Annotated in this window: 20 protein-coding genes; 10 read left to right on the top strand and 10 right to left on the bottom strand. The window is 50.1% G+C overall.

The features are described 5' to 3' along the window. Positions 1-4 precede the first annotated feature (4 nt). The 3 genes from AWQ22_RS06075 to AWQ22_RS06065 are packed head-to-tail and all read right to left on the bottom strand — an operon-like array spanning position 5 to position 2,100. Positions 5-955 (bottom strand): AvaI/BsoBI family type II restriction endonuclease, encoded by a 951-nt coding sequence (locus AWQ22_RS06075; RefSeq protein WP_030006284.1) that lies wholly within the window; start codon positions 953-955, stop codon positions 5-7. Beyond that, on the bottom strand, positions 945-1,364 hold the full coding sequence (locus AWQ22_RS06070; protein WP_030006283.1) for a DNA cytosine methyltransferase: 420 nt from the start codon (positions 1,362-1,364) through the stop codon (positions 945-947). Before AWQ22_RS06070 ends, AWQ22_RS06075 begins: the two co-directional genes overlap by 11 nt. After that, a complete protein-coding gene (locus tag AWQ22_RS06065; protein WP_030006282.1) occupies positions 1,354-2,100 on the bottom strand; it encodes a DNA cytosine methyltransferase in 747 nt (248 codons plus the stop codon). Before AWQ22_RS06065 ends, AWQ22_RS06070 begins: the two co-directional genes overlap by 11 nt. Positions 2,101-2,478: 378 nt before the next feature. Between AWQ22_RS06065 and AWQ22_RS06060 the strand changes: the two genes are divergently transcribed. Continuing rightward, positions 2,479-3,054: a hypothetical protein gene (locus AWQ22_RS06060; RefSeq protein WP_157094587.1), complete on the top strand. Its 576-nt coding sequence runs from the start codon at positions 2,479-2,481 to the stop codon at positions 3,052-3,054. Positions 3,055-3,062: 8 nt separating this feature from the next. Here the strand turns inward: AWQ22_RS06060 and AWQ22_RS06055 are convergent, their stop codons facing one another. From AWQ22_RS06055 to AWQ22_RS06045, 4 genes are all read right to left on the bottom strand, one after another. After that, the gene (locus AWQ22_RS06055; protein WP_065710491.1) at positions 3,063-4,505 is read right to left on the bottom strand and encodes a sodium/glutamate symporter; all 1,443 of its coding nucleotides are present in this window, start codon (positions 4,503-4,505) and stop codon (positions 3,063-3,065) included. Positions 4,506-4,740: 235 nt separating this feature from the next. Beyond that, positions 4,741-4,884: a hypothetical protein gene (locus tag AWQ22_RS16705; protein WP_157094586.1), complete on the bottom strand. Its 144-nt coding sequence runs from the start codon at positions 4,882-4,884 to the stop codon at positions 4,741-4,743. A gap of 7 nt (positions 4,885-4,891) precedes the next feature. Beyond that, a complete protein-coding gene (locus AWQ22_RS06050; protein WP_065710490.1) occupies positions 4,892-5,299 on the bottom strand; it encodes a type II toxin-antitoxin system VapC family toxin in 408 nt (135 codons plus the stop codon). Beyond that, positions 5,296-5,550, bottom strand: a complete 255-nt coding sequence (locus tag AWQ22_RS06045) for a hypothetical protein (RefSeq protein ID WP_065710489.1) — start codon at positions 5,548-5,550, stop codon at positions 5,296-5,298. The genes AWQ22_RS06050 and AWQ22_RS06045 overlap by 4 nt, the downstream gene beginning before the upstream one ends. A gap of 133 nt (positions 5,551-5,683) precedes the next feature. Between AWQ22_RS06045 and AWQ22_RS06040 the strand changes: the two genes are divergently transcribed. Next, positions 5,684-6,874 (top strand): class I SAM-dependent rRNA methyltransferase, encoded by a 1,191-nt coding sequence (locus AWQ22_RS06040; protein WP_065710488.1) that lies wholly within the window; start codon positions 5,684-5,686, stop codon positions 6,872-6,874. Positions 6,875-6,886: 12 nt separating this feature from the next. On the opposite strand, the gene AWQ22_RS06035 is transcribed toward AWQ22_RS06040, so the two are convergent. Beyond that, positions 6,887-8,185 carry an FIST N-terminal domain-containing protein gene (locus tag AWQ22_RS06035; RefSeq protein ID WP_012306805.1) on the bottom strand — a complete coding sequence of 433 codons (1,299 nt, stop codon included), beginning with the start codon at positions 8,183-8,185 and terminating at the stop codon, positions 6,887-6,889. A 248-nt stretch (positions 8,186-8,433) separates the two neighbouring features. Here AWQ22_RS06035 and AWQ22_RS06030 point away from each other — a divergent pair, with 248 nt between their 5' ends. The 4 genes from AWQ22_RS06030 (at position 8,434) to AWQ22_RS06015 (ending at position 11,748) form a co-directional block, all read left to right on the top strand. Then, positions 8,434-8,772, top strand: a complete 339-nt coding sequence (locus tag AWQ22_RS06030) for a hypothetical protein (protein WP_030006276.1) — start codon at positions 8,434-8,436, stop codon at positions 8,770-8,772. 103 nt (positions 8,773-8,875) lie between these two features. After that, positions 8,876-10,375, top strand: a complete 1,500-nt coding sequence (locus AWQ22_RS06025) for an AAA family ATPase (RefSeq protein WP_065710487.1) — start codon at positions 8,876-8,878, stop codon at positions 10,373-10,375. A 125-nt stretch (positions 10,376-10,500) separates the two neighbouring features. Further along, positions 10,501-10,854, top strand: a complete 354-nt coding sequence (locus AWQ22_RS06020; RefSeq protein ID WP_012306802.1) for a DUF1257 domain-containing protein — start codon at positions 10,501-10,503, stop codon at positions 10,852-10,854. A gap of 255 nt (positions 10,855-11,109) precedes the next feature. Then, positions 11,110-11,748: a hypothetical protein gene (locus tag AWQ22_RS06015; RefSeq protein ID WP_012306801.1), complete on the top strand. Its 639-nt coding sequence runs from the start codon at positions 11,110-11,112 to the stop codon at positions 11,746-11,748. A gap of 106 nt (positions 11,749-11,854) precedes the next feature. Here the strand turns inward: AWQ22_RS06015 and AWQ22_RS06010 are convergent, their stop codons facing one another. Both AWQ22_RS06010 and AWQ22_RS06005 read right to left on the bottom strand, forming a co-directional pair. Next, a complete protein-coding gene (locus AWQ22_RS06010) occupies positions 11,855-13,153 on the bottom strand; it encodes a DUF3747 domain-containing protein (RefSeq protein ID WP_065710486.1) in 1,299 nt (432 codons plus the stop codon). An 83-nt stretch (positions 13,154-13,236) separates the two neighbouring features. Beyond that, positions 13,237-14,874, bottom strand: coding sequence for a mechanosensitive ion channel family protein (locus AWQ22_RS06005; RefSeq protein ID WP_065710485.1), 1,638 nt, complete (start codon positions 14,872-14,874; stop codon positions 13,237-13,239). 481 nt (positions 14,875-15,355) lie between these two features. On the opposite strand from AWQ22_RS06005, the gene ftsH reads away from it, so the two are divergent. From ftsH to ols, 4 genes are all read left to right on the top strand, one after another. After that, complete coding sequence (ftsH, locus tag AWQ22_RS06000; protein WP_065710484.1) at positions 15,356-17,269, top strand: ATP-dependent zinc metalloprotease FtsH; 1,914 nt, start codon at positions 15,356-15,358, stop codon at positions 17,267-17,269. Between the two features lie 5 nt (positions 17,270-17,274). Beyond that, complete coding sequence (gene yidD, locus AWQ22_RS05995; RefSeq protein ID WP_065710483.1) at positions 17,275-17,517, top strand: membrane protein insertion efficiency factor YidD; 243 nt, start codon at positions 17,275-17,277, stop codon at positions 17,515-17,517. 39 nt (positions 17,518-17,556) lie between these two features. Beyond that, positions 17,557-18,456: an alpha/beta fold hydrolase gene (locus AWQ22_RS05990; RefSeq protein WP_012306796.1), complete on the top strand. Its 900-nt coding sequence runs from the start codon at positions 17,557-17,559 to the stop codon at positions 18,454-18,456. A gap of 196 nt (positions 18,457-18,652) precedes the next feature. After that, entirely contained in the window at positions 18,653-26,818 is an 8,166-nt protein-coding gene (gene ols / locus AWQ22_RS05985) for a fatty-acyl-[ACP] elongase/decarboxylase Ols (protein ID WP_065710482.1), read from the top strand. Positions 26,819-26,931 lie beyond the last annotated feature (113 nt).

The following is a 26,931-nucleotide window of genomic DNA, read 5'->3' as shown; positions in this document are numbered from 1 at the left end:
AAAGTTATTGCGTTATTAGCCACTCACACAATGCAGATAATTGATTATCAACAGTGAGATTTGCTGCGTTACTAAGTTCACCTGTCTGGCATTGTTCGTAAATCTCTGCCGACATACTGGTTTCTATCGCAGCCCCAATGAAAAATAAGTGGATTTTGTTCTTGAAAGAATCTCTTACTCTACTAAGAGCTGTATTTGCCGTTTTCCAATGTTCATCTGCCCCGGCTGGATCAATTCCGCCCTTTAACTCACCGATGGCAAGATACTTATTCTTATCGTTAAGGATATTAGCCAAAATAGACGAGGTTACTCCTTCAATCTTGTCATTTAGCAGCACGATATCAATATTCTTTTTGACCTGTGGAACATTAATGTTGAAAATTAGAGATCGATAAGTTGTTTTATTTTTCCATCTTAAGGCTTTCGTTCGTGCAGCCATCTCAGCTCTATAGTTTTTGTTTGAAATCCATTGCGAACGTTTTGGAAATAGTTCAAATTCAATATCATGCACCTGTAACTGGGCAACGATAAATCTGACGAATTTCTCTTCTGCGATAGAACCAACAATGTTGCGCATTTTACCACCAAGAGCATCTCCAAGTGTGAGCAAGTAACGATAGACAATCTCATCGATATACTTTTTGCCACAAGGTGCAAGAACCTCCTTAACAAAGCCTGCAAGAATTTCATTTTTGTCCATGTCATCGAGGTGAGCCTTCGCCTTGACAGATACACCCGCTGCCTCAATGAGTGTTTCTCGGATGTCATAGAGTTTGAGAATATCCTCTGCACACTTTGTATTCTTCTGAAGAGATACTTGTAGAGCTTTCGCCTTATCGATAAATGGAATAGACTCTTTATTGCGACGAAGAGCATATTCAAGAAAACCACTTCTGCGAGCATCTTTTGTCGTCACAAGGTCACTGAAATTGTTTACAAACTGATTATTTTTCATCAATGACATCCAGAAGCTGTTCGCTAACCGCTTTAGCAACAGCTTCAGCAAGTAACGGTGGTACTGCATTACCCACTTGTCCAAACTGAGTCATCGCCACTTTACGTTTACTACTATAAGAATCAAGTCGAGTTCCGGTAAACTCCCAATCAAGGGGAAAGGTTTGCAAACAAGCCAGTTCACGAACTGTGAGCATTCGATCTTCAAAAGGATGAATAAAATCTCGATAACCACTACGGGTCACTGTAGGAGATGGCTGGTTCGGATCTAACCTGCGGTAGGTTGAACCAAATGTCTTTGTCTGTTCTGAGAGTTTACCCCCTTGTTTGACTTTACGAATTTTTTCTAGAGTGGAAGGTGCATGAGCTGTTTGTTCGTGATTTTTGATATGAACGTTTTTAATATCCATGATTCTTTATCCTATCTTTTATAGTCTGCGAAACTCTTAGTGCCATCGCTGAAGGAGGGGTTGCAGGGGGGAGAGTGCTAATTGCATCTTGAACAGTTTTGTAAGGTTTTAGCTGCTTGCCAAAAAGATCTATCTGTCTCGCTTGGTTGCTAGGCCCATGAGTTGGTTCAGGAAATTGGAATGTTTTGCCCAAACGATTACCTACGATGAATACTCTTTCTCTAAATTGCGGAACACCAAAATCAGCAGCATTTAGGACATGATACGAAACAGCGTATTTATATTCTTTTCCAGCGTATTTTATAGGCTGCGATGCTTCTGTCATGATAGCCTCAAGAGCCTTTCCCTTTGACCAATTGATCATTCCTTTGACATTCTCCATAACAAAACACTTTGGCAATGCCTCCCTGACTACACGTAGAAACTCAAGTACCAGCATTCCTCTCGGATCATCCATTCCCATACGTCTACCTGCTAGGCTGAAACTTTGGCAAGGGGGGCCACCAATAACTAGGTCAATTTCAAGAGGATTGACCTTTGCCGCTTCTAAGATAGCCTGTGTTGTAATTGAGGTGATGTCGCCTTCAATGACTGGAGTGTCCGGCATATTAAGCCTTAGAGTATTGCAGCAAGACGGATCTTGTTCCACAGCTACCGCCGTACTGAAGCCAGCAGCGTGAAAGCCGATGTCCATGCCACCAGCTCCGGCAAATAGGCTTATCAGTTTTTTTTCCATTATGAATTTTGTGTTATTGTACAGCTCACCTAAAGATTATCTCTTAGGGATCAGGACAATACTACCTTGAGTGGATCAAGTCTCTCGAAGGGTAGGCGATCGCCTTTTATGGATATTGCAGATGGGATAACGGTAGGTAAGCTATTCCGGTACAGTACACTCAATGCTATCTGCTCCTCTAACCATAGCGACAGAGCCTGACTTGTGCAGCAACTAAGGTCTTCATCCAATTCATTTCCCCCGGCAGGGCTATATCCCCTGATCGCACTGCCAGAACCCTATCAAACCGCTTTTCGCTTGGGGAGCGCTCACCATCTGCCAGGTCAGTTTTTACCCGCACAAACAGATTGGTTTATCCAAATTTGCTTACTGCCCTTTATGGTTATGTATGCATTGCCCATTCTGGGACTGGTGCCAGCTTTAATTTCCCAGGCCATTCGTAAACCCGCCAGCTATGGGCGACTTTGGCAAACCCTGACCCAACAGAGCTTACCGGAACTGGGGTTTACGCTTCTATTCTTCCTAATCTTGGCGGTTTTGATCGGCTATTGCACCTATATGGCCTGGGATCTGGCTCAATCGTTCTACCGCACCTGGCATTGCTCTCGACTGCGCAAACGGAAAGAAGAAGGCTACGGGATTGTGTTGTTGTCCCATGGGCTGGTGGGCCGCTTGATTGATAATCTAGGGCGACATAATTGTCTGTGGTTACCGCGCCAGGCGATCGCCGATATTGCTTGGCACCGAATGCGCGAAGAAGGAGCGAAACGATCCTACTGGGTGAATCGAACGCGCATCTGCTATGTTTCCGCCAAAGGGAAAAAGCACTGGCTCACCCTAGAAGGTCGCATCGTAGATCTGGGGTATTCCAACCATGGACATACCGATGACCGCGCCGATCGTGCTCTTTATGAAGCCTTAGTGAAATGGTGGAAAGGGCGATCGCCTCAATAAATACAATCTCAAAGGGAAGGCGATCGCCGTCTTTGCTGCTTGTTTTGGCGGATAATCAAGAATCCCATCGCCAACCAAAAGATCAACAGCCCGCCCGTGAGTAATAGCACTGGTACCAGGCCAAACCGAACAACAAGCGCCGGAGCTGCCGCTGTGAATAATCCACCCCCGACAATCGGCTCAAAGAATAGTTGTTTGTAAGCAAAACTCTCAAACGCACCGGTGCGGTTCTCCGGATCGACCATTCTCAATAATAAAATTCCCGTAGCCGTCACCCCCATCGACTGACCCATATCGCCGATTCCTTTTTCAAACCAATGACTCGGAAAAATGCGTGGGGCGAAATAAAGAAACATCACCACATTCCAGGTGATGCCTACGACACTCAAAATGGTAAATACACCCAAGTTGGAACCAATTACACTCAGGGAAATGGATGCCAATGCTGTCACCACCACCACATCCAGAGCTAAACCCGCAATGTTACTCATCAGCGAGCGAATAATCAAAGGCGCTAACCCCAGACGTTCCATTACCAACTGCACAATGATGCCGCCAATCAGAGCCATCGGGAATAACGGCACATAGGAGATGACTTCAAATCCCGTTTGGCCCCAGGCAACCGACTCCACCCAAACCAGTGCTTCTAAAATAAGCCAACCAATCACAATCGCTGCGCCGACAATGCCAAAATTAATCGACAGAGGATCAATCAGTAGATTACGCATGAGTTGGGCGCGACGACGGCGCACCTCAGGGGATTCCGTTTCCGTCAGTTCTGGCACACCGTCTAAATCTTCTACAGCTTTCTGAAAAGATGTGACATGGCCCTTACGCCGGCCCCAATCCGCTAGCGCTGTACCCGCAATAATTCCGCCAACAATGCCCACCGTGGCAATGCCCAAGGCTAGATCCGCACCCGCCTCAAAGCCCAGTTCAGTAAACGTCTCAGCCATCCCGCCAGCGGTGCCATGCCCTCCTTCAAAGCCAATTTCGATCAAGCAAGCAGCAATGGGATTTACGCCAAATAGCGGCATCAAAATCAGCAGGGTTACCAGGATTCCCACCACATATTGACCCCAGGCCAATGTTTGACCAAAGACGACTTGAGGAGCCGTTTTTGTCCAAATATCTTTTGGTCGTGGAATAGCTTCCCCAAGGAATAGGGCCGCAAAGACAATATTGATAAAGATCCCTGGCGATTGTGACCAAACGGCGCGAATCGGTTCTGAAAAAAGCCCATCTGATAGGATCGAGGTTCCCCCAGAAATAGCAGTGGCGATCGCCCCCAAAACTTGAGGCCCCAGCAGCAGTGCTAATACACCAGCCACAATGGATTCAGGTAAATAAAGCCTCTGGATCCAGCGCACTTTTTGCTTAACATACCGCCCCGCTAAAACCAGTAACGCAATTAGGATAAAGGCAAAAAAAACATCTCTGAGAGTAAACATGACCCCGTTTCGTCCACTAAATAAATATCCTGGACAGGAAAGTAATAGACTGTGCAACAGGCATGAGTACAACAAAATTCATCCTGTTTTTCCTTGATTCCATGGATGAGTTGTGCGCTAACTTACTGTTTCACTGACCTGAATAGGACTGACTTGCATCATAGAGAAAGTTTGGAATTACGGAGTGATTAGAGTTACAGAACTCTACAGAACCGCTTATCTGATGTGCAGTGTTTTATACATTGCCATTACTGGCGAGGAACAACTCCCTCGGTCTGGCTCTGAGTCGTAGGGAGTTGCGATCAGATGGCGGCACAATTTCGCCTGTTTCAGAAGGCGATCGCCCTGACCCAATTGCCCGCCGGAGTAAAGAATTCAAGGAAATTTCAAGGAACAACATCAAAAGGTTGATTTCCGGGAAGGCGATAAATGTAAAAATCTCGGTCAAGGGTAAAAATTGTCTTTTGATTCAAAACTTCAGCCGCAGTGACTAAGGAAGCATCCGCCAAATCCATCGGCACATCCCGATACTGTTCCATTAGCTGTTGCATTCGTCTCTGTTCTGCCCCGTTAGATACGTGCAATACAAGAAGCTCGTCGGCAATATAACTCCATAACTCCTGCTGCGCGAGCCATCCACCATACCGACCTAGCAAATGCATCGCCTCAGTAAAACAAGACCAAGTTGTGACCAATGGAGCTTGAAGTCTTGAAAGTACAGCCGCACAACGACTTTGATTGTTATCGTTCCGGTTAATCAGGGCAATCAAAGCCGAAGCATCGCATAGAGTCATGAACGATGACCCCATGACTGATTTTTATCTGCCAACATATCCGCAAAAGCGTCCTTTGTCCGTGCAGATAGATCAGAGGGCTGAAACTGAACTCGGCCAATTCTATCTTGTAGTGTCTGTTCTAAGGTCATTGGCTGCTGAGGCTGTAATGCTTTAGGAGATAAAACCGTTAACCTTACTTGCTGTCCAGTCAACTCAGATGCATGCTGTAAGATCTCTTCCCAAGTTCCTTCAATCGTGCGTTGATTCATAAAAGATAGCTCTACAAAGATATACCCACAATTATGCCAAACCTTTGACAAGCGACTTTTATCTACATCTTGATGGTGGGCGATCGCCGACGGGAACGATCAATAATAGAAGGCTGCCCATTCTACGATTCCCATGGCAAAACTCCGCGAAATCACCGTTTCCCCCCAACTGAAAAAGCATCTCGTGCAAGGTCATCCCTGGATCTATCGCGATAAATTGCCGAAGAGTCTCCGCTTTGAAACGGGGGAATGGTTGCGAGTTAAATGTGGCAACTGGACGGGATTCGGCCTTTGGGATAACAAAAGTCCCATTGCTGTCCGGATTTTTTCCCAACGGCATCTGCCTGACCGTCGCTGGTTACAACAGCAGGTACAAACAGCCTGGGATTTACGGGAACCCCTGCGCCAAAGCAATTGCACCGCCTACCGCTGGCTCTTTGGGGAAGGCGATCGCCTGCCAGGAATTACGGTGGATCTGTATGGGGAATACGCCGTCGTGCAAACTTATATGGAAGCGGCCAATGTACTGCTCGATTGGCTCGTGCGATCGCTGCGGGAAGTCGCCCCACTACAGGGAATTTTATGGCGCACCAAACATTTAGAAAATTTAGAAGATCGCGATACAGACAGCAAAACCCAAGTGCTCTGGGGCAAGGAACCCAAGGGCGATATTACCGTGACCGAACATGGTCTGGTTTTCCAGGTGAATTTGCAAACGGGCCAAAAAACAGGCTTGTTTCTCGACCATCGGGAAAATCGCAAATTTATTGGCGAAATTAGCCGCGATAAAACCGTTCTCAACTGTTTTTCTTACACCGGAGCCTTTTCTCTCTATGCCCTGCGCGGTGGTGCCAGCCAAGTGACCAATGTCGATGTGGGCAAGCAATTAGCGGAAGTCGCCAACACCAATGTACGCCTCAATCAGTTTGATCCAGGCAAACACACCTTTGTCACCGCCGACTGCTTTGATGTTCTCAACCGCTACGCCCAAGCAAAACAAACCTTCGATCTTGTAATCCTCGATCCACCCAGTTTCGCTAAAAGCAAGAAAAATCGGTTTGCCGCTATCCGTGCCTACACCAAACTCAATGCCCTCGCCCTCCAATGCGTCGCCCCTAATGGATTATTGGTTTCTGCCAGTTGCACCAGCCAAGTCAGCCCCGAAGCCTTCCGAGAGATGCTTGCCAGTGCCGCTGCCGCCGCCAATTATTACCTGCAAATTATTCACGAGGCCGGACAACCCTGCGATCATCCGGTGCCAGCCGCTTTTCCAGAGGGACGCTATTTAAAATTTGTTGTTGCGAAGGTCAGCCCGATTATTTAGCGATGATTCAATTTATGCCTTCGGGTGCAAAATCCCAAACACGGAAGTGTAGCCATGCAAAAAGGTGCGATCGCCGACGGGGCCAATTTCCCCATTGCAGAAAAATCCCCCTAAATTGGGTGTTGGCAAGGCCGTAGAAAAGAGGGTCGAATCAAAATTTGGCTCCCCATAGAGTCCCTTCCCGCGACCGAGACAGGCAAACATCAAGGCTCCAAAAGGAGGTTCCAGTGGATCATTTGCTTGGAACTGTTGTAACAGCACCGAAAGATCTTCCGCTGAAGTCTCTGCATCCCGCAGGTGAAACTGTACCCTTTGGCCCGCCCGAATGCGATCACCTACGGCGATCGCCCCAGCCCTGGGATCCACCCCAAGCAAATTGCGAATGAGAAAGTCCCCGTGGATAAGCTTTTGTTTAAAGGCATCCATCGCAATGCCGATAAAAAGAGAATCCTGGGCGAGGGCTTGATCTTCTTCATCCAACTCGGCGATCAACTCCTGCAAAAATCGTAGGGGAGAGCCATGGCGGAGCTGTTCACCCTCGGCCACCGACAATTCCGTAATGATATTGCGATCGCATTGGGTAATTTGATACACCTCACCGATGGGCCGACATCCCTGGGCGACAACAGTCTCCATCTGGATATTTCCAGCCAAAGCCACCCCCACTGTGCCAGACCGCAACAGGGTTGGTTCTTGGTCTGCTTCGTAGTAAAACAAACCGCTGGCTGTTCTGCCACCGGAGCTTGTTAGTCCCCCCACTTTTGCCGCATTCGGATAGGCAAAATCAAGGCCCGCCAACAGATCCGTAATACTCGACGAAAAGGGATCCGCCAGCAAAATAAAATTCGGTTCCGCCTCGGGACTAACCCCAAAAATGTCGATCCAAGGGTCTGGGGCGCTATCTAAATCGGGTAAATCTTTCTCGGTGACATGGAAAGGCACGACTTCCACATCTGGCAAATGAGCCACCGTTAAACTAAGGGCGGGTTGTCCTTCACATTCTTGGGTTTCTCCGGTTGCGTCGGTGCCAATAATACTCACGCCACCGCAACCAATCACCACTTTGCAGGCTAATTTTTCAGTCAATAGCGGCAAGATCCGGGCATATTCGCTGGCAAACGCGGCTGAAATGAAGAGAATGGCCAGATCTGCACTACCAGAGAGATTTTCTTGGATTTGGGCAACGGCTTCATCAATGGCTCCTTCTAGGGACGCTTGGGTCGAGAGGGCATTTAGCCATTGAAAAGGATGGGTATCGACTGCGGGTTGTGCCCCAGTGATTCCTAATTTTTTCCACAATGCCTTGAGCATACTGACACATCTTGAATCGGTTGCGGTTTTTGAGATTCTCCCAAAGTCTTTAGCTTACAGGGAAAAGGCCAGAGAAAACCAGGGTCTCCCCCCAGACAGATGGCAATTTCCTCACAGTGGCGATCGCCTGGATTTTGTAACAGAATATTACAAAAAAGACGGCATAACGCTATAGCAGCTTGACGGTCTCCGGTGGGCTGGGTACAGTAGGGCGGTATACCCCATCGGGTAAAGCTTCCATTAGTTGTATGCAAGATAAGCAAAAAGTCACCCTCTATCTGCCTGCGGCGATCCATCGTCAGCTCAAAATCAAGGCAGCCCTCGATGCAGATTCCATGTCTGCTTTAGTGGAAAAAGCCGTGGCCTTCTATCTACAACACCCTGAAGTGGTAGAAGAAGTACAAGAAACCTATGGCCAGACCCACCGTGTCCACATTTGTCCCGATTGCGAAGGGGCGGTGGTACTCCGGGATGGACAACTGGTTTCCCTCAAGAGGCAGCCAACGGTACTCCTTGATGAAGAGATTGCACAGGATCTGCAAAGTGCAAAGGGTGCTGCGGATGGGGCAGAACTAGTCACTTGCTAGCTGTCCGATTGGCGATCGCCGTTTATTTTTCTCCCGATTTACCTCCACTCTGGTCGATGTGGTGCCGCCTAATTCCCCCTTTTAGAACGTCAGAACTAAACCCATGAAAGAAGAGCTCAATACCCTCATTCAAGCTCAATACCCCCTGATCTACCTCATCACCCCCGAGGAGGAACGGGCCGAGGCGGCGATCGCCCACATTGCGCAACTGTGTGAGTATCAGAATGTTTTCGTCTGGACGATGACCCATGGCTTGGTGGAATACGGTTCCGACCGCAAGCCCCAAACTCGCACCCTCTCAGCAGAAGCGGCCATTCGTGAAGTCATTCACCACAACGACTCTGGCATTTTTATCTTTAAGGATCTGCATCCATTTTTAGACGATCCCAGCACCGTCCGCTGGTTACGGGATGCGATCGCCAGCTTTAAGGGCCAGCAGAAGCACATTATTTTAATGTCCCCCTACCAAAAGGTGCCCCTCGAACTCGAAAAAGACATTGTTGTCCTCGATTTTCCTTTCCCGACCCTTGACGAACTCGATCAAGTGCTCACCCAGTACCTTAATCCCCGGCACCCCATCTCCCCTGTCGTGCGAGAAAAACTCCTCAAGGCAGCCCTGGGGTTGACCAAGGACGAAGCCGAGAAAGTCTATCGCAAGGCCCAGGTTAAGGCGAAAAAACTGACCGCTTCGGAAGTAGAAATTGTCCTCTCCGAGAAAAAACAACTGATTCGCCGTAACGGTATTCTCGAATTTATCGAAGAAGACGAAACCATTGACGCCATCGGCGGTTTGGAGGAACTTAAGCGCTGGCTTAAACAACGCTCCAATGCCTTTACCGAAGCTGCGCGGGAATATGGCCTACCCCAACCCAAGGGGATGTTGATTCTTGGTGTACCGGGTTGTGGTAAATCACTCCTTGCCAAAACCACTTCTCGGTTGTGGGGTCTACCACTCCTCCGCCTTGATATGGGCCGAGTATATGATGGCTCCACCGTGGGCAAATCCGAAGCGAACCTCCGCAGTGCCCTTAAAACCGCCGAGTCCATTTCTCCGGCAATCCTTTTTATCGACGAATTGGATAAGGCTTTTGCGGGCTCCTCTGGATCTGCGGATTCCGATGGAGGCACCTCCAGCCGCATCTTTGGTTCGTTCCTCACTTGGATGCAAGAAAAAGAATCCCCCGTTTTTGTGATGGCCACCGCGAACCGAGTGGATCGGCTACCAGGGGAATTTCTCCGAAAAGGACGATTCGACGAAATCTTTTTCGTGGATCTCCCCAACCCCAGCGAACGAGAAGCGATCTTTAATATCCATCTCCACAAACGTCGGCCAGTCGGCGATCGCTTCGACACAGAACAACTGGCAAAGATTTCAGAAGGTTTTTCCGGTGCGGAAATCGAACAGGCGATCATTGCCGCCATGTACGAGGCCTTTGCCCAAGCTCGCGAGTTCACCCAACTCGACATTATCGCCGCGATCAAGGCAACCTTGCCCCTTTCCCGCACCATGACTGAACAGGTCAATAGTCTCCGCGATTGGGCCAGACAGCGCGCCCGACCTGCTTCAGCCTCCGTCGCCGAATACCAGCGATTGGAGTTCTAACAGGCTTAATCTGTCCCGGATTAAGGTCAACAAGATTCCCAGCTTGTTGGCATTTAAAAAACCACTTTATTAGTGGTCTTTACACAAAAAAACTCAAATGTTGTTGTTTTTGGAGAATTATTCCAATGTCCCACTTTAGCACTCTCCGCACTAAAATCACCGATGCCGCAGTTCTCAAGACTTCCCTGCAAGACCTCGGAATTTCTGTGAATACCGATGCTGCAGTTCGTGGCTACAACGGCCAACAGATTCAAGCAGACATCGTGGCTACTCTCGAAGGCGATTATGACCTCGGCTGGACTCGCAATGCCGACGGCAGCTTTGACCTCATCGCTGACCTATGGGGTGTCGCGAAGAAGCACAACCAAACTGAACTGATCAATTCCATCAACCAGAAGTACGCCATCAACAAGACCCTCGCTGAAGTTAAGCAACGTGGTCTCAACAATGCGAACGTCAAACTGGTATTGCAAAAGTAACGACTAAATGCGTTCCCACGAAGAGCTAGGGTTGGTCTCATCGCAGAGATCAGCCCTTTTTCATTGGGTCTTGTGCTAGGGTCTGAGGGTAGATCAATATTTCAGCAGCGAGACTCAATTAAGTAACATTAAAAGAAGTGCATCTCCTTAGTCTAAATGTTTAGGATTGCAGAAAGCGGCCCATCGTTTTGTGCCTCGTTATTTTTGGCATGGAGGAGGTCACGGGCTCAATTTAAAATGTTGGTCTAAAATTTTATGAAATCTAAATTTTTACTTTTTTTGAGTGTCGCAACGCTTCAGGCTGCTCTATTCGGCTGCGGACTCGTTGGCAATAATACGTCCGGTGAGCAAAATACTTCAGGTACAGAAGAAACAACCAGTGAATCAACCGCGACGAATGAGTCCACCAACGTCACGGCGGATTGGGTTGATTTTCAAACGGAAAATGGCAAACTCGCAGTTAAATTTCCAGGCACGCCTCAAACGGAAAGTCAAACGACCCCCTCTGATCTGGGTGAACTACAGTTCACAATGACTTCCTATGCGGACGACGCCAACACACAATTTTTTATGGTGAGTAGTGTTACGTATCCGGTTTCTCCTGATCAATATGATGCGGCCCAGGGACTTGAAGCGGCCAAGGAAGGGGCGGCCAGCAACTCAGGTTCAACGATTGTTTCCGATGAGCCAAGTGATAAGTTTGGGATTCCGGGGAAAAAACTGGTGATGAACGCCGCCCAGGATAATGGCGAAGTTTATACCACCCGCGCTGAAATTTACATCGATCCCAACGGCCCCACCCTCCACCAGATTTTGATGGTGACGGAAGGCGATCGCGTGGACAGTCCAGAAGCCAACGCATTTTTTGATTCTGTCAATATTACGCCTATCTAAACTTTTCGGTTGGTAAAAAGCCTGATATAGCAATAGCCCCGATGGATAAACACCAGGGCTATTTTTTTATGGCCTTTTTATGGCCAAGATTTAAAGGGAAAATTTATCACACGCTACATTGGAGTGTCCGGAGGGTGGCAGCGGCGGCGTAGTTCCGTTGGGAGGCAGTATCAGGGAAAAAGCGATCGCCACTTTCATTCAAAGGAGAAGCGACGCGACAGTAAGTAGACATCTGGGCAGCCAAATCATTGGCCCAGTGACCCGCCGTATCACTAAAAGCAATGGGGCCATTGGTGGCCACGAGGGTCATCGGTTGACCTTGGGCGGCCTTGGCATATTCTGCGGTGCGACGGAGAACAGCTAATAGTTCGGCCCGGGTGACAGGTTGAGTAGGCTGGAAAGTCCCATCGGGATAGCCACTGACAATATTGTTCGCCTGGGCCCAGGTAATTTTCGCCGCACTCCAACGGTCGGCAGCCACATCAGGATAGGGGGCATTCGCAACTTGGGTGGGCACAGCTAGGGAAGCATTAGGAAGAGCTTGGAGACCTTCAATGGCCATGGAAACCAACTGTTCGCGGGTCAGGACATCGGTGGGGCGGAAGGTATTGTCGTTAAAACCAGCGATAAAACCGACATTCACCGCTTGGGCAATTTCGTTACGGTAAATATCACCACTAATATCAGTAAATTGGGCCACCGTACTGCCGGGATCAGGCGTTTCAGAGGGATTTGTAATTTCTGGTGGGGAGATTGCCAGACCGGGGAGACTATCGACCGTCACAATTGAACTCTGCGTGATGCCCGCAACTAAGTCATCAATGGTGGGTTTTTTAAGGATGGCGAACTGGCGGCCCTCGTTAGAAAAGTAAAAGTGGCCCAGGGGTCGCTCTTCAAAGGTACGGCGGGTAAATTCCCAACCGGGGAGGAGGTTGAACTTAAGGAAGCCTTCGGTGAGACCATTACTGCGGCCAATGACAATTTCTTCTTGATCGTTATCTTTGGGAGTGGCGACCAACAAAATTTCATTTTCGAAGCGAGTGATGCGCAATAGGTGGCTCTGGCCAAAATCTTGCCCATTGATCCGCATGGAGTAGCCATTACTATCGGTGCTGCGGCGACAATAGCCAGTAAAGTCAAAGTTCAGCAGCAGGGGATCAATGCTGGTCGGATTTGCGCCACTTTCAGCCCAACATTCTTTGCGGTCTTCCCGTTCGAGCTGTTCGACCACGAGGAGGTTATAGCCACCGTTACTGAGGGGGACGGCGATCGCCGCCATGGATTCGGGGTTGATCTCTGCTTCTCCAAAAACAGTTTGGGCTTGGGCGCGTCCCAAGGGTACAACACTACTAAGGGTTGCAAGGGCGATCGCCAACATTTTTCCGGATAAGGCAGCTTTAGACATGACAAATAATCTTGGATTTTAGACAACTACTGCTCCCATTAGACTGAATTTCGCCTATTTTGAGCCCAGCTATTACAAAAGTCTTACATATTTTCCAAATCTCGAAGTGAATCGAGGTCAGGGGCTTCATTTTTGAAGATGAGTACACGGCGGGCAAAGGGAATTTCGATCTGTTCGCGGTCGAAGGCTTCTTTAATTAACTTCCGCAGGAGGCGCTGCACCGGTAGATGTTTTCCTGGTTTCACCTTGGTAACCGTGCGGATGGTGAGTTCAGATTCGGCAAAGTTATCGAGGCCATCAATGCGGGTCGGTTCGAGTACATCAGGGTGTAAGCCTTGAATTTGGTGGCCTACATCCCCTAGAACCTGATACACATGGTCTAAATCTGAATCGTAAGCGACCCCAACATAAACTACCGCATACACATAATCTTTGGAGTAATTCACAATGGTCTTGATGTCGCCATTGCGGATGATATGTAGCCGTCCCCCTGTATCGCGGATGCGTGTGACCCGCAGATCCATTTCTTCGACAAGGCCTGTGGCATTATCCGTTTCGACAAAATCACCGACAAGGTAGTAATTTTGCAACAAAATGGAAAAGCCATTGACGAGGTCATTGATTAAATTTTGCGCCCCAAGCCCCACTGCTAAACCCAAGATCCCAGCCCCGGCGAGAATCGGCGTCGGGTCAATGTCAAAGACATAGAGAATTGAAACGCCACTCACAAAGTAAATGCAGTAGCGTACGGTGTTTTGCACCAGGGGAATAAAGGTTAAACGACGGCGTTGTTGGACAGGACTGAGGTTTGGCGATCGCAACAATAATTTTTCGACAATGATATTGCTTAGTTCGATCACCAGGGCCGCAATAAAAATAATCAGGATAATTTGATTCGCCGGGATCGCATAGGGGGCAATGTGATCGAGGAGGGGTAATTGGGCACAAATCACCCCGGCGATCGCCAGATAAATACCCGTTTCTAAACAGCGTTTTGTGAGGCCCAATAAATAACGAAACCGAGGATAAAAACGCAGGGGAGACCGGGGATGTTTGGCAATAAATTCCGTTGATAAACCATCTAAAGTATCCAGCAAAGAAAACGATGCCCGCACAGCAATGATCCCAAAACAAAGCAAAAAATAAACTTTGATCGCGAGATAAAAATATTGGGTAATGCTCGGAGGGACAAACAAAAAATTGAGGCACACCACCAGGGCCAAAATCCAAAGACCATTGGCGATCGCCAAATCAATGGCCTTAAAGAGGGTATCTAAGCTGTGGTTATTGCCTTCGATATTTTTCCAAGCCTTGAGGCGATCGCCAGCCCGTTTCAGGCGTGGGCGCAGAGAAGCGATCATTAAACTCACGAGCAACAGAAGTAAAACACTTTTTAATAAACCGAGGGCGAGCCTTTGCCACTGTTCTGGAGAGATGCCGTTAATTAAATCAAGGAGATAAAGGTAAGGGGATTTTTGTTGAAAGAATAAATAACTATTTAAGGCAGCAATGATTATGGCCCCGGTGATCTTAATAACGAAGAGGGATTTATTAAGGATTTTTTGGGTTAAATTTAGGGGATTTTGTCCTTGTTTTTCTGGCACCCATTGGGCTAGACGTTTCAGGGTCAAAATAATTAAAAATTGCCCCACTGTGATCGCGATTAAAAAGAGAATAATCTCGGCGATCACCACACCAAGATCGAGGAATATCCCATTCATGTTTTCTGTCTTTGCGCCGTTTTTGACTGAAATTCGAGATTGCGGTTAGTTCTTTTTTTTAACAATCTCGGCTTCAACTTAGCAAAAACACCATCCCATACCGCAGCCCAAAAATAAATTACAAAAAAAATTAACCTACTGTATTTATCAACGGACAGCAACCATCGTTTTTTTCCTTAACGCTCCAAAGATCAAGCTAAACCATCGTCTGGGATTACAATGCGAGTCACGATCTAAACTTTTTTGGGGTGGTGAAAGTTCAGCCAAAAAATCACTGTGGATAGAGTCGGAGTTTTTTCTGTGATCAAGATTCAATTTATTCCTTGCCATGGTGATTAAGCGGCTATTGGTAACGGCTTTTGGGCGAGGAAATTTGCGGGAAACAGAGGGAGATTTTGGCGTAAAACCAAGGGAAGCACCCCGATTAGGAAAGGAAAACTCTAGAATAAGAACAGTTTCTCTGTCGTTGTCCCTCCGAAATATGAAGCACTATCGTCACCTCCTTCCGAGCAAGCAGAAGCATCAGGCCAAACCTCGTTTTAAGTGGCGGGCTGGGATGGCTAATTTTCTTTTGAGCCAAGCCTTACTGTGGGGGGGGGGAGCGGCGGCGATCGCCCAGACAGAATCAACGGAATCGACGGAGACCTTGAACTACGGAGAGCTGCTCCAGGATATCCGGCAAAACCATGTGGATCGCTTCGTCCTTGACCCAGAAACCAATACGGCCCAGGTCACACTCCGGGGGCAAACTGAGGAAGAAGCCCAGACTATCCAGCTCCTCAACAATAACCAAGAACTCCTCGCCGCTCTCCGGGAAAATAACGTTGACTTTGAGGTGGTGCCTTCCCAGGATCATTCGGTGGCGATCGCCATTTTTACCAATCTCCTGCTTTTTGGGATTCTGATCGGGGGGCTAGTGCTGATTATCCGCCGCTCGGCCAGTATGCAGAATAACGCCATGAACTTTGGTCGTTCTAAAGCGCGCTTTCAGATGGAAGCGGAAACGGGGATCATGTTTAAGGATGTGGCTGGGGTCGAGGAAGCTAAGGAAGAACTCGCTGAAGTAGTCACTTTCTTAAAAGAACCGAATAAATTTACGGCGATTGGTGCGAAGATCCCCAGAGGAATGCTCCTCATTGGCCCACCGGGGACGGGTAAAACGCTCCTAGCAAAGGCGATCGCCGGAGAAGCGGGTGTACCTTTTTTTAGTATTTCCGGCTCGGAATTTGTGGAAATGTTTGTGGGGGTCGGCGCGTCACGGGTACGGGATCTCTTCCGCAAGGCCCAGGAAAATGCTCCCTGTCTTGTGTTTATCGATGAAATTGATGCGGTCGGTCGCCAACGGGGTGCAGGCATTGGTGGAGGAAACGATGAGCGGGAGCAGACCCTAAACCAATTGCTCACAGAAATGGATGGTTTTGAAGGAAATTCCGGAATTATTGTCATCGCCGCAACTAACCGCCCTGATGTCTTAGATCAAGCTCTCCTGCGCCCCGGCCGCTTTGATCGCCAGGTGACTGTGGATTATCCAGACCGTTTGGGGCGTTTAGCAATCCTCGAAGTCCATGCCCAAGATAAAAAAGTCGCTGAGGATGTTGATCTAGAGGCGATCGCCCGGCGTACCCCTGGTTTTTCGGGGGCAGATCTAGCAAACTTACTCAACGAAGCCGCCATTTTCACCGCCCGCCGCCGCAAAGAAGCAATTACCACTAGCGAAATCAATGACGCCATTGATCGGGTCGTAGCAGGGATGGAGGGAACAGCCCTCACCGATGGCAAAAGTAAACGTCTCATTGCCTACCACGAAGTGGGCCATGCCATTGTTGGCACCATCCTCAAAGACCACGATCCCCTCCAGAAAGTCACCATTATTCCCCGGGGCCGCGCCCAAGGTTTAACCTGGTTTACCCCCAACGAAGAACAGGGTCTGACCACCAAAGCCCAATTCCGCGCCCAAATCGCCGTGGCCCTGGGGGGACGCGCCGCCGAGGATATTGTCTTTGGCTACGATGAAATCACCTCTGGAGCCTCCCAGGATATCCAAATGCTCACGAACATTGCCCGTCAAATGGTGACAAAGTTTGGGATGTCAGAACTGGGTCACTTTGCCCTAGAAACTAATCGGGGTGAAGTTTTCCTCAGAAATGATTGGTTTGGGGAGCGGCCTGAATATTCCGAGGCGATCGCCCAGCGCATTGACCTCAAGGTGCGCGAAATTATCAACGAGTGCTACGAAACTGCCAAGCAAATTATTCGGGACAATCGTCAACTTGTCGATCGCCTGGTGGATCGTCTCATCGAAGAAGAAACCATCGAAGGCGAAGACTTTAGTCGTCTCGTTAACGAAGCCCTTGGTCAAACCATCGACCTCCAAAAAACCGCTTCCGTTGCCTAAATGCCATGAAAAGCTTAATCCTCTGGAGCATCAAAGGCTACCGTCGCTGGATTTCCCCTCTATTCCCCCCCAGTTGTCGCTTTCAGCCCACCTGTTCCCAATATGCCCTCGAAGCCGTGGAACGCTTTGGTGTACTCCGGGGCAGTTGGCTCGCCCTAAAGCGCCTTGGCCGCTGTCACCCGTTTCACCCTGGGGGTTATGATCCGGTACCCCATCTTTGCCATCACGATTTAGACAACGCACCCTAGGACATTTGTTCCTCATTTCGGTTTTATCCATCGCTCACCATGACCATTACTTCCCCCGCTCATCCCCATACCGATTACAGCTGGCAATGGCACGGCTTCAATATTAACTATCGTCAGTGGGGCACCCAGGGGCTGCCCGTTCTTTTCGTCCATGGCTTTGGGGCCTCGGCCGGTCATTGGCGCAAAAATCTTCCGGTTTTAGGGGAACATTACCGCTGCTATGCCATCGACTTACTGGGCTTTGGGAAATCGGCAAAACCCCAACCGGAGGTTGAAGCGGACTACACTTTTGAAACTTGGGCCACCCAGATTAAGGCGTTCTGTGCTGAAATCATTGGTGAACCGGCTTTTCTAGTTGGTAATTCCATTGGTTGTGTCGTTGTCATGCAGGCGGCTGTGTCCTATCCCCACTGGGTGCGGGGGGTTGTGGCACTCAATTTTTCCCTGCGGCTGTTCCATGAGCGCAATCTTTTAAAAGCACCTTTTTATCAACGCTGGGGCGTTCCCCTCTTCCAAAAACTCTTGACCCAAACCCCCCTCGGTTCCTTGTTCTTTAAGCAATTGGCCCAGCCGAAAACAATCCGCAAAATTTTAGCCCAGGCCTACCGAGACAAAACAGCGATTACCGATGAGTTGGTGGAGCTGATCCTGACCCCCGCCCAGGACCCAGGGGCGGCAGCGGTTTTCCTGGCCTTTACGAGCTATTCCCAGGGGCCACTCCCGGACGACCTGCTGCCCCAGTTGCATTGCCCCACGGCAGTTTTGTGGGGAACAGCGGATCCGTGGGAACCAGTTGATCTGGGCCGTGCCCTTGTCGCCCAATATCCTCAGATTGAGTTTATTCCCCTCGATAATGTCGGCCATTGTCCCCAGGATGAAGCTCCGGCATTAGTCAACGGCTATTTACTCGATTGGTTAGGGCGACAACAGTCAGCGTAGCCTAGGGCTTTTACACTCAAATCAGTTGAAACCAGGCCCGCCATAATCGAAGGAACGGCGGATTTTGGGAGGATTTACCGTGGGGAGGGAACTCACGGTTTAATATGGTTAACTAGGCTATGGCCCGTGGGTATTCGTAAAAATTGCTAGGATACGGAGTCCAGAATTTCCATTCACAGGAGTTGCTAAGGCATACATGGTTGGTCAATTTGCAAATTTCGTCGATCTGCTCCAGTACAGAGCTAAACTTCAGGCGCGGAAAACCGTGTTTAGTTTTCTGGCTGATGGCGAAACGGAATCTGCGGCCCTGACCTACGAAGCATTAGACCAAAAAGCCCAGGCGATCGCCGCTTTTTTGCAAGCTAACCAGGCCCAAGGGCAACGGGCATTATTACTTTATCCACCGGGTCTAGAGTTTATCGGTGCCTTTTTGGGATGTTTGTATGCTGGTGTTGTTGCGGTGCCAGCTTACCCACCACGGCCGAATAAATCCTTTGACCGCCTCCATAGCATTATCCAAGATGCCCAGGCAAAATTTGCCCTTACCACAACAGAACTTAAAGATAAAATTGCCGATCGCCTCGAAGCTTTAGAAGGCACAGACTTTCATTGTTTGGCTACAGATCAAATTGAATTAAGTTCAGGAAAAAACTGGCAAAAACCGAACATTTCCGGCACAGATCTCGCTTTTTTGCAATACACCAGTGGCTCCACGGGCGATCCTAAAGGAGTGATGGTTTCCCACCACAATTTGATCCACAACTCCGGCTTGATTAACCAAGGATTCCAGGATACAGAGGCCAGCATGGGCGTTTCCTGGTTGCCGCCCTACCATGATATGGGCTTGATCGGTGGGATTTTACAGCCCATCTATGTGGGAGCAACGCAAATTTTAATGCCTCCCGTGGCCTTTTTGCAGCGACCTTTTCGGTGGCTAAAGGCGATCAATGATTATCGGGTTTCCACCAGCGGTGCGCCGAATTTTGCCTATGATCTCTGTGCCAGCCAAATTACCCCGGAACAAATCAGAGAACTCGATTTGAGTTGTTGGCGACTAGCTTTTTCCGGGGCCGAACCGATCCGCGCTGTGACTCTCGAAAATTTTGCGAAAACCTTCGCTACAGCAGGCTTTCAAAAATCAGCATTTTATCCCTGCTATGGTATGGCTGAAACCACCCTGATTGTCTCCGGTGGTAATGGCCATGCCCAGCTTCCCCAGGAAATTACTGTCAGCAAACAAGGTATCGAAGCCAACCAAGTCCGCCCTGCCCAGGGGACAGAAACAACGGTAACTTTGGTCGGCAGTGGTGAGGTGATTGGTGACCAAATTGTCAAAATTGTTGACCCCCAGGCCTTAACAGAATGTGCCGTCGGTGAAATTGGCGAAGTATGGGTCAAGGGCGAAAGTGTTGCCCAGGGCTATTGGCAAAAACCAGACCTCACCCAGCAACAATTCCAGGGAAACGTTGGTGCAGAAATGGGCTTTTTACGCACGGGCGATCTGGGTTTTTTGCAAGGTGGCGAACTGTATATTACGGGCCGTTTAAAGGATCTACTGATTATCCGGGGGCGCAACCACTATCCCCAGGACATTGAATTAACCGTCGAAGTGGCCCATCCCGCTTTACGACAGGGAGCCGGAGCCGCTGTATCAATAGACGTTGACGGGGAAGAACAGCTAGTCATTGTCCAGGAAGTGGAGCGCAAATATGCCCGCAAATTAAATGTCGCGGCAGTAGCCCAAGCTATTCGTGGGGCGATCGCCGCCGAACATCAACTGCAACCCCAGGCCATTTGTTTTATTAAACCCGGTAGCATTCCCAAAACATCCAGCGGGAAGATTCGTCGCCATGCCTGCAAAGCTGGTTTTCTAGACGGAAGCTTGGCTGTGGTTGGGGAGTGGCAACCCAGCCACCAAAAAGAAGGAAAAGGAATTGGGACACAAGCCGTTACCCCTTCTACGACAACATCAACGAATTTTCCCCAGCCTGACCAGCACCAACAGCAAATTGAAGCCTGGCTTAAGGATAATATTGCCCATCGCCTCGGCATTACGCCCCAACAATTAGACGAAACGGAACCCTTTGCCAGTTATGGGCTGGATTCGGTACAAGCAGTACAGGTCACAGCCGACTTAGAGGATTGGCTAGGTCGAAAATTAGACCCCACCCTGGCCTATGATTATCCGACCATTCGCACCCTGGCTCAGTTTTTGGTTCAGGGTAATCAAGCGCTAGAGAAAATACCACAGGTGCCGAAAATTCAGGGCAAAGAAATTGCCGTGGTGGGTCTCAGTTGTCGTTTTCCCCAAGCCGACAACCCCGAAGCTTTTTGGGAATTATTACGTCAAGGTAAAGATGGAGTTCGCCCCCTTAAAACTCGCTGGGCCACGGGAGAATGGGGTGGTTTTTTAGAAAATATTGACCAGTTTGAGCCGCAATTTTTTGGCATTTCCCCCCGGGAAGCGGAACAAATGGATCCCCAGCAACGCTTACTGTTAGAAGTAACCTGGGAAGCCTTGGAACGGGCAAATATTCCGGCAGAAAGTTTACGCCATTCCCAAACGGGGGTTTTTGTCGGTATTAGTAATAGTGATTATGCCCAGTTGCAGGTGCGGGAAAACAATCCGATCAATCCCTACATGGGGACGGGCAACGCCCACAGTATTGCTGCGAATCGTCTGTCTTATTTCCTCGATCTCCGGGGCGTTTCTCTGAGCATCGATACAGCCTGTTCCTCTTCTCTGGTGGCGGTTCATTTGGCCTGTCAAAGTTTAATCAACGGCGAATCGGAGTTGGCGATCGCCGCTGGGGTAAATTTGATTTTGACTCCCGATGTGACCCAGACCTTTACCCAGGCGGGCATGATGAGTAAGACGGGCCGCTGCCAGACCTTTGATGCCGGGGCTGATGGTTATGTGCGGGGCGAAGGTTGTGGGGTCGTCCTCCTCAAACCCCTGGCCCAGGCAGAACGGGACGGGGATAATATTCTCGCGGTGATCCACGGTTCGGCGGTGAATCAAGATGGACGCAGTAACGGTTTGACGGCTCCCAACGGGCGATCGCAACAGGCCGTTATTCGCCAAGCCCTGGCCCAAGCCGGTATTACCGCCGCCGATTTAGCTTACCTAGAGGCCCACGGCACCGGCACGCCCCTGGGTGATCCCATTGAAATTAATTCCCTGAAAGCAGTTTTACAAACGGCGCAGCGGGAACAGCCCTGTGTGGTGGGTTCCGTGAAAACAAACATTGGTCACCTCGAGGCAGCGGCGGGCATCGCGGGCTTAATCAAGGTGATTTTGTCCCTAGAGCATGGGATGATTCCCCAACATTTGCATTTTAAGCAGCTTAATCCCCGCATTGATCTAGACGGTTTAGTGACCATTGCAAGCAAAGATCAGCCTTGGTCAGGCGGGTCACAAAAACGGTTTGCTGGGGTAAGTTCCTTTGGGTTTGGTGGCACCAATGCCCACGTGATTGTGGGGGACTATCCTCAACAAAAATCTCCCCTTGCTCCTCCGGCTACCCAAGACCGCCCTTGGCATCTGCTGACCCTGTCTGCAAAAAATTCCCAGGCCTTAAATGCCCTGCAAAAAAGCTATGGAGACTATCTGGCCCAACATCCCAGCGTTGACCCACGCGATCTCTGTTTGTCTGCCAATACCGGGCGATCGCCTTTCAAGGAACGTCGTTTTTTTGTCTTTAAACAAGTCGCCGATTTACAACAAACTCTCAATCAAGATTTTCTGGCCCAACCCCGCCTCAGTTCCCCCGCAAAAATTGCCTTTTTGTTCACGGGCCAAGGTTCCCAATACTACGGCATGGGGCAACAACTGTACCAAACCAGCTCACTGTTTCGGCAGGTGCTGGATGAGTGCGATCGCCTCTGGCAGACCTATTCCCCCGAAGCCCCTGCCCTCACCGACCTGTTATACGGCGACCATAACCCTGACCTCGTCCACGAAACCGTCTATACCCAGCCCCTACTCTTTGCCGTTGAATATGCGATCGCCCAACTATGGTTAAGCTGGGGCGTGACGCCAGACTTTTGCATGGGCCATAGCGTCGGCGAATATGTCGCGGCCTGTCTGGCGGGGGTATTTTCCCTGGCAGACGGCATGAAATTAATTACGGCCCGGGGCAAACTGATGCACGCCCTCCCCAGCAATGGCAGTATGGCGGCGGTCTTTGCCGATAAAACCGTCATTAAACCCTACCTATCGGAGCATTTAACCGTCGGAGCCGAAAACGGTTCCCATTTGGTGCTATCAGGAAAGACCCCCTGCCTCGAAGCCAGTATTCACAAACTCCAAAGCCAAGGAATCAAAACCAAACCCCTTAAGGTGTCCCATGCTTTCCACTCCCCTTTGATGGCCCCCATGCTGGCAGAGTTTCGGGAAATTGCTGAACAAATTACCTTCCACCCGCCGCGTATCCCGCTCATTTCCAATGTCACGGGCGGCCAGATTGAAGCGGAAATTGCCCAGGCCGACTATTGGGTTAAGCACGTTTCGCAACCTGTCAAATTTGTCCAGAGCATCCAAACCCTGGCCCAGTCAGGGGCAAATGTTTATCTCGAAATCGGCGTAAAACCAGTGCTCCTGAGTATGGGACGCCATTGCTTAGCTGAACAAGAAGCGGTTTGGTTGCCCAGTTTACGCCCCCATAGTGAGCCTTGGCCGGAAATCTTAACCAGTCTCGGCAAACTGTATGAGCAAGGGCTAAACATTGACTGGCAGACCGTGGAAGCTGGCGATCGCCGCCGGAAACTGATCCTGCCCACCTATCCCTTCCAACGGCAGCGATATTGGTTTAATCAAGGCTCTTGGCAAACAGTTGAGACCGAACCTGTGAACCCAGCCCCTGACGATCTCAATGATTGGTTGTATCAGGTGGCATGGATGCCCCTGGACACTTTGGTATCGGCCCCTGAACCGTCGGCTAAGTTGTGGTTAATCTTGGGCGATCACCATCATTCTCACCAGCCCATTGAAGCCCAATTTAAAAACGCCCAGCGGGTGTATCTCGGCCAAAGCAATCATTTTCCGACGGCTGCCCCCTGGGAAGTATCTGCCGATGCGTTGGATAATTTATTTACTCACGTCGGCTCCCAAAATCTAGCGGGTATCCTTTACCTGTGTCCCCCAGAGGAAGACCCAGAAGACCTAGATGAAATTCAAAAGCAAACCAGTGGCTTCGCCCTCCAACTGATCCAAACCCTGTATCAACAAAAGATCGCGGTTCCCTGCTGGTTCGTGACCCACCAGAGCCAACGGGTGCTTGAAACCGATGCGGTCGCCGGATTTGCCCAAGGGGGATTATGGGGCCTCGCCCAGGCGATCGCCCTCGAACATCCAGAATTATGGGGGGGAATTATTGATGTCGATGACAGCCTGCCAAATTTTGCCCAGATTTGCCAACAAAGACAGGTGCAGCAGTTGGCCGTGCGGCAGCAAAAACTCTACGGGGCACAACTTAAAAAGCAACCGCCACTGCCCCAGAAAAATCTCCAGATTCAACCCCAACAGACCTATCTAGTGACAGGGGGACTGGGGGCCATTGGCCGCAAAATTACCCAATGGTTAGCCGCAGCAGGAGCAGAAAAAATAATTCTCGTCAGCCGGCGCGCTCCGGCGGCGGATCAGCACACGTTACCGACCAATGCGGTGGTTTATCCCTGCGATTTAGCCGACGCAGCCCAGGTGGCAAAGCTGTTTCAAACTTACCCCCACGTCAAAGGAATTTTCCATGCGGCGGGCACCTTAGCCGATGGTTTGCTGCAACAACAAACTTGGCAAAAGTTCCAGACCGTCGCCGCCGCCAAAATGAAAGGGACATGGCATCTGCACCGCCATAGTCAAAAGCTCGATCTGGATTTTTTTGTGTTGTTTTCCTCCGTGGCAGGGGTGCTCGGCTCACCGGGACAAGGGAATTATGCCGCCGCAAACCGGGGCATGACGGCGATCGCCCAATATCGACAAGCCCAAGGTTTACCCGCCCTGGCGATCCATTGGGGGCCTTGGGCCGAAGGGGGAATGGCCAACTCCCTCAGCAACCAAAATTTAGCGTGGCTGCCGCCGCCCCAGGGACTAACAATTCTCGAAAAGGTCTTAGGCGCCCAGGGGGAAATGGGGGTCTTTAAACCGGACTGGCAAAACCTGGCCAAACAGTTCCCCGAATTTGCCAAAACCCATTACTTTGCCGCTGTTATTCCCTCTGCTGAGGCTGTGCCCCCAACGGCTTCGATTTTTGACAAATTAATTAACCTAGAAGCTTCCCAACGGGCTGACTATCTGCTGGATTATCTGCGGCGGTCTGTGGCGCAAATCCTCAAGTTAGAAATTGAGCAAATTCACAGCCACGATAGTTTGTTGGATCTGGGCATGGATTCGCTGATGATCATGGAGGCGATCGCCAGCCTCAAGCAGGATTTACAATTGATGTTGTACCCCAGGGAAATCTACGAGCGGCCCAGACTGGATGTGTTGACGGCCTATCTAGCGGCGGAATTCACCAAGGCCCATGATTCCGAAGCAGCAACGGCGACAGCAGCGATTCCCTCCCAAAGCCTTTCGGTCAAAACGAAAAAACCGTGGCAAAAACCTGACCACAAAAACCCGAATCCCATTGCCTTTATCCTCTCTAGCCCCCGGTCGGGTTCGACGTTGCTGCGGGTGATGTTAGCTGGACATCCGGGGCTATATTCGCCCCCAGAGCTGCATTTGCTCCCCTTTGAAACCATGGGCGATCGCCACCAGGAATTGGGTCTATCCCACCTCGGCGAAGGGTTACAACGGGCCTTAATGGATCTAGAAAATCTCACCCCAGAGGCAAGCCAGGCGAAGGTCAACCAGTGGGTCGAAGCGAATACACCCATTGCCGAAATCTATGCCTATCTCCAACGGCGAGCGGGACAACGTTTACTCATTGACAAATCTCCCAGCTACGGCAGCGATCGCCACATCCTAGACCACAGCGAAATCCTCTTTGACCAGGCCAAATATATCCATCTGGTACGCCATCCCTACGCGGTGATTGAATCCTTTACCCGATTGCGGATGGATAAACTGCTGGGGGCCGAGCAGCAAAATCCCTACGCCCTCGCGGAGTCCATTTGGCGCACCAGCAACCGCAATATTCTAGACCTAGGTCACATGGTCGCTGCGGATCGATATCTCCAGGTGATTTACGAGGATCTCGTTCGTGACCCCCGCAAAGTTTTGACAGATATTTGTGATTTCCTGGGGGTGGACTTTGACGAAGCCCTCCTTAATCCCTACAGCGGCGATCGCCTCACCGATGGCCTCCACCAACAATCCATGGGCGTCGGGGATCCCAATTTCCTCCAGCACAAAACCATTGATCCGGCCCTTGCCGACAAATGGCGCTCGATTACCCTACCCGCTGCTCTCCAGCCGGATACGATCCAGTTGGCCGAAACGTTTGCTTACGATCTCCCCCAGGAACCCCAGCTAACACCCCAGACCCAATCCTTGCCCCCCATGGTGGAGCGGTTCGTGACAGTGCGCGGTTTAGAAACCTGTCTCTGTGAGTGGGGCGATCGCCACCAACCATTGGTGCTACTTCTCCACGGCATCCTCGAACAGGGGGCATCCTGGCAACTCATCGCGCCCCAGTTGGCGGCCCAGGGCTATTGGGTTGTGGCCCCAGACCTGCGTGGTCACGGCAAATCCGCCCATGCCCAGTCCTACAGCATGCTTGATTTTTTGGCTGACGTAGATGCCCTTGCTAAACAATTAGGCGATCGCCCCTTTACCTTGGTGGGCCACTCCATGGGTTCCATCATCGGTGCCATGTATGCAGGCATTCGCCAAACCCAGGTAGAAAAGTTGATCCTTGTCGAAACCATTGTTCCCAACGACATCGACGACGCTGAAACAGGTAATCACCTGACGACCCATCTCGATTACCTCGCCGCGCCCCCCCAGCACCCGACCTTCCCCAGCTTAGAAGTGGCCGCCCGCCGCCTCCGCCAAGCCACGCCCCAACTGCCCAAAGACCTCTCGGCGTTCCTCACCCAGCGCAGCACCAAACCCGTCGAAAAAGGTGTGCAGTGGCGTTGGGATGCTTTCCTCCGTACCCGGGCAGGCATTGAATTCAATGGCATTAGCCGGCGACGTTATCTCGCCCTACTCAAAGATATCCAAGCGCCGATCACCCTCATCTATGGCGACCAGAGTGAATTTAACCGTCCCGCTGATCTCCAGGCGATCCAAGCGGCTCTCCCCCAAGCCCAACGTTTGACGGTTGCCGGCGGCCATAATCTCCACTTTGAAAATCCCCAGGCGATCGCCCAAATTGTTTATCAACAACTCCAGACTCCTGTACCCAAAACACAATAAAAAATATTGCAAAGTGCAGTCCGAAAACCCGTAAATATTAGATCCTAAACATCTGTGGAACCTTGACCAAGATTCCCACACAACCCCACGGGATCATCCGGACTAACCGGGAT

This window comes from Picosynechococcus sp. PCC 7117 (assembly GCF_001693275.1).
Taxonomy (GTDB): Bacteria; Cyanobacteriota; Cyanobacteriia; order Cyanobacteriales; family MRBY01; genus MRBY01.
The sequence above is the reverse complement of the archived record's forward strand: the minus strand, read 5'-3'. Positions and strand labels throughout refer to the sequence as shown.

What these genes read in the sequence shown, in the direction of transcription:
- AWQ22_RS06020 (WP_012306802.1), top strand. Translation starts at nt 10,501, where the DNA reads ATGTCCCACTTTAGCACTCTCCGCACTAAAATCACCGATGCCGCAGTT.
- AWQ22_RS06075 (WP_030006284.1), bottom strand. Translation starts at nt 955, where the DNA reads ATGAAAAATAATCAGTTTGTAAACAATTTCAGTGACCTTGTGACGACA.
- AWQ22_RS06045 (WP_065710489.1), bottom strand. Translation starts at nt 5,550, where the DNA reads ATGAATCAACGCACGATTGAAGGAACTTGGGAAGAGATCTTACAGCAT.
- ols (WP_065710482.1), top strand. Translation starts at nt 18,653, where the DNA reads ATGGTTGGTCAATTTGCAAATTTCGTCGATCTGCTCCAGTACAGAGCT.
- yidD (WP_065710483.1), top strand. Translation starts at nt 17,275, where the DNA reads ATGAAAAGCTTAATCCTCTGGAGCATCAAAGGCTACCGTCGCTGGATT.
- AWQ22_RS05990 (WP_012306796.1), top strand. Translation starts at nt 17,557, where the DNA reads ATGACCATTACTTCCCCCGCTCATCCCCATACCGATTACAGCTGGCAA.
- AWQ22_RS06060 (WP_157094587.1), top strand. Translation starts at nt 2,479, where the DNA reads ATGGTTATGTATGCATTGCCCATTCTGGGACTGGTGCCAGCTTTAATT.
- AWQ22_RS06030 (WP_030006276.1), top strand. Translation starts at nt 8,434, where the DNA reads ATGCAAGATAAGCAAAAAGTCACCCTCTATCTGCCTGCGGCGATCCAT.
- AWQ22_RS06050 (WP_065710490.1), bottom strand. Translation starts at nt 5,299, where the DNA reads ATGACTCTATGCGATGCTTCGGCTTTGATTGCCCTGATTAACCGGAAC.
- AWQ22_RS06055 (WP_065710491.1), bottom strand. Translation starts at nt 4,505, where the DNA reads ATGTTTACTCTCAGAGATGTTTTTTTTGCCTTTATCCTAATTGCGTTA.
- AWQ22_RS06040 (WP_065710488.1), top strand. Translation starts at nt 5,684, where the DNA reads ATGGCAAAACTCCGCGAAATCACCGTTTCCCCCCAACTGAAAAAGCAT.
- AWQ22_RS06025 (WP_065710487.1), top strand. Translation starts at nt 8,876, where the DNA reads ATGAAAGAAGAGCTCAATACCCTCATTCAAGCTCAATACCCCCTGATC.
- ftsH (WP_065710484.1), top strand. Translation starts at nt 15,356, where the DNA reads ATGAAGCACTATCGTCACCTCCTTCCGAGCAAGCAGAAGCATCAGGCC.
- AWQ22_RS06010 (WP_065710486.1), bottom strand. Translation starts at nt 13,153, where the DNA reads ATGTCTAAAGCTGCCTTATCCGGAAAAATGTTGGCGATCGCCCTTGCA.
- AWQ22_RS06035 (WP_012306805.1), bottom strand. Translation starts at nt 8,185, where the DNA reads ATGCTCAAGGCATTGTGGAAAAAATTAGGAATCACTGGGGCACAACCC.
- AWQ22_RS06005 (WP_065710485.1), bottom strand. Translation starts at nt 14,874, where the DNA reads ATGAATGGGATATTCCTCGATCTTGGTGTGGTGATCGCCGAGATTATT.
- AWQ22_RS06070 (WP_030006283.1), bottom strand. Translation starts at nt 1,364, where the DNA reads ATGGATATTAAAAACGTTCATATCAAAAATCACGAACAAACAGCTCAT.
- AWQ22_RS06065 (WP_030006282.1), bottom strand. Translation starts at nt 2,100, where the DNA reads ATGGAAAAAAAACTGATAAGCCTATTTGCCGGAGCTGGTGGCATGGAC.
- AWQ22_RS06015 (WP_012306801.1), top strand. Translation starts at nt 11,110, where the DNA reads ATGAAATCTAAATTTTTACTTTTTTTGAGTGTCGCAACGCTTCAGGCT.